8 protein-coding genes are annotated in these 10,769 nt (G+C 46.5%); all 8 read left to right on the top strand.

Annotated elements, in window-relative coordinates; all coding sequences use genetic code 11:
• Positions 1 to 67: 67 nt before the first annotated feature.
• On the top strand, positions 68 to 562 hold the full coding sequence (locus ACL9RM_RS19330; RefSeq protein ID WP_250267523.1) for a GNAT family N-acetyltransferase: 495 nt from the start codon (positions 68 to 70) through the stop codon (positions 560 to 562).
• A gap of 141 nt (positions 563 to 703) precedes the next feature.
• Positions 704 to 1,687: a Gfo/Idh/MocA family protein gene (locus tag ACL9RM_RS19325; protein WP_250267524.1), complete on the top strand. Its 984-nt coding sequence runs from the start codon at positions 704 to 706 to the stop codon at positions 1,685 to 1,687.
• 509 nt (positions 1,688 to 2,196) lie between these two features.
• Complete coding sequence (locus tag ACL9RM_RS19320) at positions 2,197 to 4,926, top strand: beta-glucosidase (RefSeq protein WP_250267525.1); 2,730 nt, start codon at positions 2,197 to 2,199, stop codon at positions 4,924 to 4,926.
• Between the two features lie 175 nt (positions 4,927 to 5,101).
• Positions 5,102 to 6,619, top strand: coding sequence for a glycoside hydrolase family 30 protein (locus tag ACL9RM_RS19315; protein WP_250267526.1), 1,518 nt, complete (start codon positions 5,102 to 5,104; stop codon positions 6,617 to 6,619).
• Positions 6,620 to 6,974: 355 nt separating this feature from the next.
• Entirely contained in the window at positions 6,975 to 7,355 is a 381-nt protein-coding gene (locus tag ACL9RM_RS19310) for a hypothetical protein (RefSeq protein ID WP_250267527.1), read from the top strand.
• Positions 7,356 to 7,619: 264 nt separating this feature from the next.
• The gene (locus tag ACL9RM_RS19305) at positions 7,620 to 8,621 is read left to right on the top strand and encodes an ABC transporter substrate-binding protein (RefSeq protein ID WP_061830591.1); all 1,002 of its coding nucleotides are present in this window, start codon (positions 7,620 to 7,622) and stop codon (positions 8,619 to 8,621) included.
• Positions 8,622 to 8,714: 93 nt separating this feature from the next.
• On the top strand, positions 8,715 to 9,728 hold the full coding sequence (locus ACL9RM_RS19300; RefSeq protein ID WP_250267528.1) for a FecCD family ABC transporter permease: 1,014 nt from the start codon (positions 8,715 to 8,717) through the stop codon (positions 9,726 to 9,728).
• Positions 9,725 to 10,768: a FecCD family ABC transporter permease gene (locus ACL9RM_RS19295; protein ID WP_250267529.1), complete on the top strand. Its 1,044-nt coding sequence runs from the start codon at positions 9,725 to 9,727 to the stop codon at positions 10,766 to 10,768. The genes ACL9RM_RS19300 and ACL9RM_RS19295 overlap by 4 nt, the downstream gene beginning before the upstream one ends.
• Position 10,769: the final 1 nt, after the last annotated feature.

The raw sequence follows: 10,769 nt of genomic DNA, 5'->3' as shown, positions 1-10,769 counted from the left end.
ATTTAGGTTCTGTAGTTTGATGGGAATCTAACAGTATAACAATTGACGATCATAGGAGAACACAACGATGTTTAATAATATCTTTCTAAAAGAGTACTCAACCGAGTATCAATCACAAGTTGTTGATTTAATTTTACATATTCAAAAAGATGAATATGATATCGCCATAACCAAAGAAGATCAGCCAGATTTGCTTGATATTGAAAATTTTTATCAGCGTGGTAACGGCAACTTCTGGGTGGCTCTTAGTGAAGGAACCGTAGTAGGGACTATAGCTTTGTTAGATATTGGGAACCGTAAGACAGCACTCAGAAAGATGTTTGTAAAACAAAATTATAGAGGTAAAACATTCAATGTTTCGAATCAATTATTGCATCATGCCATAGGATGGGCTAGGGAAAGGTCTATTGAAGAAATCTATCTTGGAACAACACCACAATTCGTAGCAGCTCATCGTTTTTATGAGAAGAACGGCTTTGTTAGTATAGCCCCTGGAGAATTGCCGATTGGTTTTCCAGTCATGAAAGTGGATAAAAAGTTTTACAGATACGTCATTCAATAATGGGTATAAATGAAGATGCTGCTAGGCCACAAAAGAAACCGTCGTCTAGCAGATGCTTCTTTTGTTTAGGACAGGCGTTTGCTAGAATAAAAGGGTATGTTGTAAGTCAACGTTAACCAAATTGCTGGGAGGGACACACGTATGAGCAAAGTGATTAAATGGGGAATTGTCGGCACAGGCTGGATCTCAGATCAATTTGTGGCGGATTTGGCGCATGTTACGAATGGAGAAGGGTATGCTGTTGGATCACGCACTATTGAAAGCGCTACCGAATTTGCGGCTAAGCATCAAATATCAAGGGCTTACGGGAGCTATGAGGAATTAGCACAAGATCCCGAGATAGATGCTATTTACGTAGGGACTCCTCATCCTTTTCATAAAGAAAATGTTCTGACGGCTCTTCGGGCGGGGAAAGCGGTCTTGTGTGAGAAACCCTTCACCGTCAATAGCAAAGAATTGGAGGAAATGATCGGCTTTGCACGTGAGCGTAAGCTATTCCTGATGGAAGCAATGTGGACACGTTTTTTGCCTCCGATTCGCCAAGTGCGGGAGTGGATACATGCGGGACACATTGGCGAGGTAAAGCTGGTTAAGGCGGAATTTGGTTTTCGGATAGATTGGAACCCGGAGGGGCGGCTTTTGAACCCTGAGCTGGGCGGAGGTGCTCTATTAGATGCAGGAATTTATCCGGTTTCTTTTGCTTCAATGGTCTTCGGCCCTGAACCTGAGCATGTATGGAGCACTGCTCATATCGGGGAGACAGGCGTTGACGAGACATTTTCGATCTTGCTGGATTATGGAAAAGGACGCACGGCTATGCTTAACGGGGCAGTCCGTCTCGGATTGACGAATGAGGCATACATCCATGGAACAAAGGGCTATATCCACATTCCGTCATTCCTGAACAGCACATCGGCTACTTTAGTTGTGGACGGTGAAGATGCACAAAACTTTCAGGATGACCGATCCTCTACAGGCTATGCCTTTGAAGCAGAAGAAGTCGGGCGTTGCTTGAACGAAGGTTTGCTCGAAAGTTCTACTATTTCTTTGGATGAATCATTAGGAATTATGAAACTGATGGATCAGATTCGTTCACAGTGGGGGCTTCGGTATCCGTTTGAATAATCATATTAATTCCAGGGACCTTTCAGGTTCTCTGGAATTTTTTGTTTGTGGGCGTTTTTTTATACCAGGATTTTGCAAAATCCTCATACATAAGTATTTCCAATTCCCAAATAGCGACTTTGGTCGCACGATAGGTAACGCCATATGAGTCAATCAAGAGTGGGACATATGAATCATTTTTTGTGATTTAAATTAGTTAAAAAACCGTCATTAAAAAGTTACAAAAGTGTAATTTTATTATCAGTTAACTGAATTGTGAGCGCTCTCTTTTTATGGAGAAGAATGAAGGTCCTAGTGCTGTACTTCCAAAAACTTTCAATGAAATTTTCGAAAATGTACGGTAGGGTGGTAAACGTGTCACTTGAGCCATTGCGGCTTTTGCTGACTTGCTTGCTTATCCCGTGGCTCTGGATTCTTGTCGGAGCTCGCAGGATCGAGAGCCTTTGCAAGCCTGTGAGAGTTGAATAGGCATTCACCTCATGACCTAACATCAAGGAGGAGTTACAAACGTGAAAGTGAAATCAACATGGTTGTTCCGTATGGTGATGATGACAGTTATCGCGGCTGTTGTGATCGGACCTATGAATATTGCAGGAGCGGCAGGAAGCCAGACAGATCGGCCTTGGATGAACACGGCCCTGTCGGCTGAGAAGCGGACAGCGTTGCTGCTGCAAGAAATGACGCTGGAAGAAAAAATAGATTTGGTGACTGGTAAGGTCAACAATTACTATGGATTTTATAATAATTCGATGGAGCGGTTGGGTATTCCGGCGCTGACGATGGCAGATGGACCTGCGGGTGTGCGCATCGCCAATCCAGATGTGCAGGACAAGCAATCTACTGCGTTGCCTGCTCCAATTGCGTTGGCTGCAACGTGGGATACCCAAGCTGCCAAACAGTATGGTGATTTGATCGGAGACGAGGCTTTTAATACAACTCATAATGTTGCGCTTGGACCGGGGATGGATATTGCCCGTATTCCATGGGGATCGCGAAACTTTGAATCTATGGGTGAGGACCCGCTGCTGCAATCGCAAATGGCGACCGCTTATGTCAAAGGTATACAAAGCCACCCTGTTTTGGCGACTGCGAAACATTACCTTATGAATAATCAGGAAACGGAGCGCTTCACTACGAATGTCAAAGTCAGTGACCGTGCGTTGCATGAGATTTACATACGCCCGTTCCAAGAAGTCATCGCCAAGGCAGATTTGGGAGGGGCCATGTGCTCCTTTAACAAGGTCAACGGCGAGTCTGCTTGTGAGAACAAAACTCTTTTGACAGACCTCTTGAAGAAGGAGCTGCAATTCAAGGGCTTCGTGATGAGTGATTACGGTGCGAACCTGAGTACAGTCGAATCAGCAAATAGCGGATTGGACCTGGAAACACCGGGGACACCATATGGTAAATGGGGAGATCAGCTGCTGGCGGCTGTTAAGAATGGCAAGGTAAGTGAAAAAACGATTGATGATAAGGCTGGGCGCATTCTGGTGCAAATGTTCAGCAAAGGTTTATTCGATCGCCCGGCTCAAAATAATCAAATTGATGCCCGTGACCATGGCAAAACAGCCCGTCAATTGGCTGAAGAAAGTATGGTACTGCTTCAAAATAAAAACAATGCATTACCGTTGTCTAAAGATAAACTCAAGTCCATTGCTGTGATTGGCCCCGATGCAGATAACGGCACTGTGGCAGGCGGAGGCAGTTCGTTGGTGAACCCGACGTATACCGTGAGTCCGTTAGAGGGCATCCGCAATCGTGTCGGCAAAGGAGTTACCGTCCAGTACGCACCGGGCACAGACCCGATCTCTGCAGGAGACATTATGCCAGGGCCATCTGCTGTTCCGTCTTCACTGTTGACTACATCTGATCAGAAAGAAGATATCAGTGTTGGATATGCGACTTATGGAGATGTCGAACAGGGGCTCCGAGGCGAATACTGGAAGAATAACAAGATGGAAGGCAATCCGATTCTTGTACGCAATGATGACCAAGTCAATATGAACCTTGGATTTTATAATTATCAGGGCTTCAATGCGAAGTCCCCTAAAGTTCCCAATACACCAACGACACTGAACGGCTTGATATCTGCACGCTGGACAGGGGCAATTGCAGCTCCCAAGGATGGTGACTATGCATTGTCATTAACCAGTTTGGGATCAAGCAAGCTGTATCTCGACGATGAGCTTTTCGTGGACAATCAAGGTGAAAAGCTGGGCATTACGAAGAAAAACATCTCCCTTAAAGCGGGTGAAAAGCACAAGATACGTATTGAATACCGCGCTGATTATCCGACAAATGGTCGTGATTCCGGTGGTATGGTTCGTCTGGGCTGGGAACCTCCAGCAGATACGTCAGATAAGTTGATTGATAACGCTGTGAAATTGGCGGAAAAATCGGATGTTGCGATTGTTGTTACGCGTACGTATGAGAGCGAAGGATATGTTGAGCGTTCCGATATGGAACTGCCGAACAATCAGGATCGGCTGATCCGTGCGGTTGCGGCTGCAAATCCGAAAACCATTGTCGTACAAATGAGTGGCAGAGCCGTGCAAATGGATACATGGCAGGACAAAGTCCCTTCCATCGTACAAGCATGGTTTGCTGGACAAGAGCAAGGAAATGCTATAGCGCGTGTCTTATTCGGTGATGTGAATCCTTCTGGTAAATTGCCGGTAACTTTCCCGGTTAACGAGCAGTCTACACCCGTGTCCTCACCAGAGAAGTTTCCAGGCGTGAACGGTATAGGTGACTATTCAGATGGTATTTTTGTAGGCTATCGTGGGTATGAGAAATCGGGTATTCAACCGGCGTTCTCCTTTGGACACGGTTTATCCTATACGACATTCGGATATAGCGATCTGAAAACAAAACAACATGCGAGTGGAAAAAAATCCGATCGTACGAGTTCCGTCGAAGTTTCGCTAAAATTGAAGAACACTGGCAAAACAGCCGGAGCTGAGGTTGTACAGGTGTACAGCGGTAAGCTTCCGACAAACGTAGAGACTCCTTCCCGTCAACTGGCAGGCTGGTCCAAGGTAGAGTTGAAGCCGGGTCAAGAAAAGAAGGTACGCATTGAGCTCGACCCGAAAGCTTTCTCTTATTGGGATGAAAAGTCCAAAGCATGGGTTATGCCAGCGGGTGAAGTGCCCATTTATGTGGGCAGCTCCTCACAGGATTTACGACTGACAGGAAGTGTTACGATTCCGGCAACCTCTACAGAAAAAGCAAAAAAGTAATCCCGTTACATTTGTTTTAAAATGGTTATATTCAAGAGAGCACGGGCACAAGCACCGGCTCTCTTTTTGCTATCGGTATGTAAACGTCCAACAGGTATGTAAAGGGAAACCCAAGTGAAAGCTGAAATAGTAGGGAGGATGGGGACAGGATAATGATGGGGAGAGGAGGATATAGATGAAAAAACTCCAAAAGCAACGACGTACTGACATCTGGCTGCTTATAGCTGCAGTAGCCATTTTGATCTGTGCGGTCCTGGCCAATATGGCTATACGGAATGTTCCGGGGCCGAAAGCAGAAAATAACGTCAACATGTGGCTAACAACACCCGACCCGGCGAATCGCCTAACCCAACAAACCCCGATCCGTTGGGATAAGGATAACAGTAAAGAAAATGCAGCGAATGCGGATACACTGACGATTGAGATTAAGCCAGATATTCATTATCAGACGATGGAGGGATTTGGCGCAGCGGTGTCCGGTTCGTCCGCATACCTGATGAATCATGGCATGTCTGCCAATCAGCGTGATCAGCTGCTAAATGATTTGTTTACAGCTAGTGGCATTCAACTAAGTTATATTCGCCATACCATTGGAGCCTCAGATTATTCCGTAGATGAACAGGGACAGCCTGGTAGCTATACCTATGACGATGTGGCAACAGGCAAGGACTATGAGCTGAATCACTTCTCCATCGCCAAGGATCGGGATGTGATCGATGTGTTGAAGCAAATCCTGAGAAGAAACCAGGATTTAAAGATTATGGGAACCCCATGGACAGCTCCGCCCTGGATGAAATATGGGGAGCAGATTTATAACGGCTGGTATTTGGATTATACCGATCCGCGCGTCTACCAGGCGTATGCTGACTATTTTGTTCGTTATCTACAGGCTTATGCGAACGAGGGAATTCCGATTCAGGCGATTTCCATTCAAAATGAGCCGGAATTCACGACGCCCAAGTATCCCAGCATGAGTATGGGAGCAGCAGAACAGGCGAATTTTATTAAACAATATCTGGGTCCCACCCTAAATCGAAACCATTTATCTACTCACATTATTGCCTTTGACCATAACTGGGATACAGGGAGCGAATATGCCAAGACCGTGTTAGGAGATGAACAGGCTCGAAACTATACGCACGGAACGGCCTTTCATTGCTACAAAGGAGAGCCCACAGCGATGACAGATGTGCATAATGCTTTTCCTGATAAGCCTGTATATATGACAGAATGTAGTGGGGGAGCGTGGAGTCCGGGCTTTGGAGATAATTTGAGCTGGGATATGTCCAAGCTGATCATTGGTGCACCCCGAAACTGGTCGCAAAATGTCCTCTTTTGGAATATCGCACTTGACCCGTCCGGGGGTCCGACCAATGGGGGTTGCGCCAACTGTAGAGGTGTAGTAACCATCGACCCGTTAAGCGGTGCAGTTACGAAAAATGTGGAGTACTATGCGATTGGGCACGCCAGCAAATTCGTCCGTCCAGGTGCGGTACGTATTGATTCTACACATTATAGTGGGAGTATTGAAACGGTCGCCTATCGCAACCCCGACGGTACGCTTGTCCTGATTGCCGCCAATACGGGAGAGAACACAAAGACATTTAAGGTTCGGCAGGGAAATAAGGTTTTCAAATCTACCCTTCCATCCAAGTCCGCGGCTACCTTTCAATGGAATTCTACGGCTTCCTGACACGGCCTGTACATCAACGTTTTAGAGCGCTTAGCCCATCTGGCTGAGCGCTCTTTTTTCATTTGTTACAAAACCCAGACTGCGAAAAAAATTTAATATTGTTCAGAATTGGTTCAGAGGCGGATGATAAGATCTTTTCACTAATAACAAGAATGAACCGTTTACGGGGGATAGTCTGATGAATCAAGAAACGAATAAAGAATGGCAAAAAGTGCTGATGGTGACGTTGCTGGCAGGTATGGCATGGGGACCCCATTATTTGACTTTTTTAAGAGTCCAACTTAAGTAGGTCGTAGGAGTTGCTGGCAGAGCGACTATATTTCAGGTTCATCAGGAACCACAGGAGGCATCTCTTTTGTTTTTTTCACAATATGTCGATGGTGGAGACGGTCGCATCGTGCTGCAATTGTTTTACAACCGAGAATGTGACTTCTCTCATAAAATAGAAGGATATGAGCTGGAGGTTCACCAATTCATGAAAAACACGAACCGTATGAACGTATCCAGCATAGCACTATATCCGGTTAATCCAGTAATACCGTATCTGATCATAAATAGCTCCTTTTACGATTTCATGGATGTGACGAATGTTGCCTATTTTAATCAAGAGGGTCATTTCTATAACCCAAATGAATTTAATACGGTCGCATATGTACTCAAATATCATGAAACTATACCCGAAAGGTACTTATCAATATGTAGGCAGGCATACACCTTAATCGGTGTGTTTGTCTGAGCTAGCTGTCTTTTGAAGACAGGTCATGAATTCTTATAAAGGTGTAACCCATCAACTATCGTGGGTTACGCCTTTTTGTATACTGAGCATATTGTATTCATCCAAGCCTTTACTGTACAAGGAGATTTTCAACATGAAACCAGGGGCATGGGGAGTTCTTCCGCAGCAGTATCAATATGCTTGAACAATGTACCCAACTGAATTACAATACAATTGATAATGATTTTTAATATCAATTAGAATGAAAAGGGGGAGTTGGACTACATGTTTGGATTGACCAAAAAGCTACATATTTATACAGCACTTATTCTGTTGATATCGGTGCTGGCTGGTTGTGCCTCGGGTGGAACTACAGGGACAACAGACCCTTCAAGTAAGTCTGCAAGTGGTAATGAGAGCAATGCAGCAGGCAGTGGTGCGGACGAGCAGACCAGAGTTATCAAACATGCCATGGGTGAAACGACAGTTAAGGGAACTCCGAAGAGGATTGTAACCTTGTTCCAGGGTGCCAATGATGTTGTTGTTGCACTTGGTGTTAAGCCAACGGGTGTTGTGGAATCCTGGGTTCAGCAACCCGTATATAAATATTTGAGAGATGATCTGGATGGTGTGACGCAAGTAGGTCAGGAATCACAGCCGAACCTGGAAGAGATCAACAAATTGAAGCCGGATCTAATCATTGCCACCAAAACAAGACATGAGGATATCTATGATCAACTGTCCCAGATTGCTCCAACGGTAGTTACCGAGACTTTGTTTGACTGGAAAGAGACGGTAAAGACGGCTGGTGAAGCGATGAATATGAAGGAACAGTCGGACAAGTTGCTTGCTGATTGGGATGCAAGGGTAGCGGATTTTAAAGGCAAAATGGGTGACCGTCTTCCCATTGAAGCGACTATTACGAATTTTAGAGCCGATCAGGTTCGCATTTTCTATATGGGATACGCCGGAAAAATATTGAAAGAGCTTGGATTTACCAGACCGCCTGGACATGATGAAGACACCTGGGGGGTGGAGTTGACCTCGAAAGAGAACATCCCGGATATGAACGCAGATATGATCTTCAACTTCAATTCAGGCACGGAAACAGAAGCTATTGAGAAAAACTATAAGGATTGGACCAGCAGTCCGCTCTGGAAAAATCTCGATGCAGTGAAGAATAATAAGCTAGTACAGGTTGATGAAGTGGCCTGGAACATGGGGGGCGGATACACATCGGCCAACATGATGCTGGACGACCTATACAAGCAGTTCAATCTGAACTAATGGGAGCAAGACCTGCCATGTACCAGGACATTCGTATACGAAGCGTATGGGCAGGCAGGTCTTTTTGCATTTCACGGATGAAAGAGTGAGAATATGTTTCCCCTTTTTACGAAGGCAAGTACGAAAATTTATGGACTATCCGGCTTATTCATTTTGCTATTACTCGCCTGTGTAGCCAGCATGATACTGGGGCGTACACACATCACATTTCAAATAGCAGTGAATGCACTACAACACTATGACGAAAGCTCCGTGGAGCACGTCGTACTTCTGACAGAACGTTTGCCACGCACAATTATTGCCGTTGTTGTTGGTGCAAGTTTGGCGGTGGCGGGAGGACTCATGCAAGCGCTAACTCGTAATCCGCTCGCTTCACCAAGTGTGTTTGGGATCAATGCGGGTGCCATTTTTTTTATCGTTATTGCCATCGTGGTGCTGTCGGTGTCCTCGCTCAGTACGATGATGTGGTTTGGTTTTGCTGGGGCAACCTTCGCAACAGTGATTGTGTACGCGCTTGGGTCCATCGGTCGTGATGGTCTGACTCCCATCAAGATTGTGCTGGCGGGTACCGCTATCTCTGCACTTTTTGCTTCGTTCACACAGGCAATCCTGGTGCTGGATGGAACGGGATTACAGGACGTGTTGTTCTGGCTTGCAGGTTCAGTGAGCGGTCGAACACTTGATATGCTTTATCCTGTACTGCCATATATGACGGTTGCCGCTGTGATATCCCTGTTTATGGGTCGGGCGATCAATCTGCTTTTGACCGGTGATGATATCGCGAAAGGCATGGGACAGAACGTGCTACTGGTTAAGGTACTTATGGGAGCCGTTACAGTATTACTGGCCGGTGGTTCTGTTGCGGTGGCCGGTTCGATTGGTCTGGTAGGATTAGTCGTACCGCATATCATGCGGGCGTTTGTAGGCAACGACTACCGCTGGCTTGTTCCCTACTGTATTCTGGGCGGCGCCATTTTGTTATTGGCGGCGGATGTGGTTGCACGGCTGATCATCATGCCACAGGAAGTTCCGCTTGGTGTTATGACAGCGCTCATTGGTGGTCCCTTCTTCGTCTATATTGCCCGCAAAGGGGGGACGAAGATATGAGGAAGATGATTACTTTTCGCAATAAAAAAGATACGCTATCCTTGCAAATGGAGCGCAAATCGCTGCTCATTATCGGAATCTGTATGGTTTTGATATTGATTGCATCCATTGCAGGAACCAGTGTGGGTAATGATTTTATATCTCCGCTGAATGTGCTGCAGACGATTTTCGGTCTGGGCGCAGGTGATCATGACTTTGTCGTGTTGACGCTAAGGCTGCCGCGTGTGCTGTTATCGTTGCTTGTGGGTGCAGCACTAGGCATGTCCGGTGCCCTATTGCAGGGGATTATCCGTAATCCGCTCGCTTCACCGGATGTGATCGGGATAACGGGAGGAGCTGCCGTTGCCGCTGTAGGTTTTGTCACCCTGCTGGGTGGAACCATCAGTATCAAGCTGTTGCCGTTGTTTGCCATTATGGGGGCGATGATTACCGCAATCATCATCTATCTTCTTGCCTGGAAAAAAGGAGTTAGCCCGATTCGGCTGGTGTTGATTGGAATCGGAGTGTCAGCCATTACGGGGGCCGGGACGACCTTCATACTGATCCTTAGTCCATTCTATACGGCTGGTCAGGCGTATATCTGGCTGACGGGGAGTGTGTATGGCGCATCGTGGACCGATGTTAGAACGATCATCCCGGTGATTGTAATCGTGCTTCCGGTGGCGATCTGGTTTGCCCGCAGTCTGAACGCACAGGAATTCGGGGATGATCTGGCCACCGGGCTGGGGGTCACTGTACAGCGTCATCGTTCAGCGCTGCTACTGTGCAGTGTACTGCTGGCCGGGGCTGCTGTAGCTGTCGCGGGGACGATTGGTTTTGTCGGTCTGATTGCGCCGCATATTGCCCGGAAGCTGGTAGGGCGCATGTTTGGCAGCATGCTCATCGTTTCGGGACTGGTCGGTGCCCTGCTTGTGTTTGCTGCTGATCTGATTGCCCGTACGGTATTTCTGCCGCTCGATGTTCCGGCAGGGGTATTTACCGCCGGGGTAGGAGCACCGTTTTTCTTGTATCTGTTGTTCAAGAATCGAAATCAGTTTTGAG

The organism is Paenibacillus sp. S29, assembly GCF_049319765.1.
GTDB lineage: Bacteria > Bacillota > Bacilli > Paenibacillales > Paenibacillaceae > Paenibacillus > Paenibacillus polymyxa_B.
Note: the sequence above shows the minus strand (reverse complement) of the source record. Positions and strands in the feature narration are given on the sequence as shown.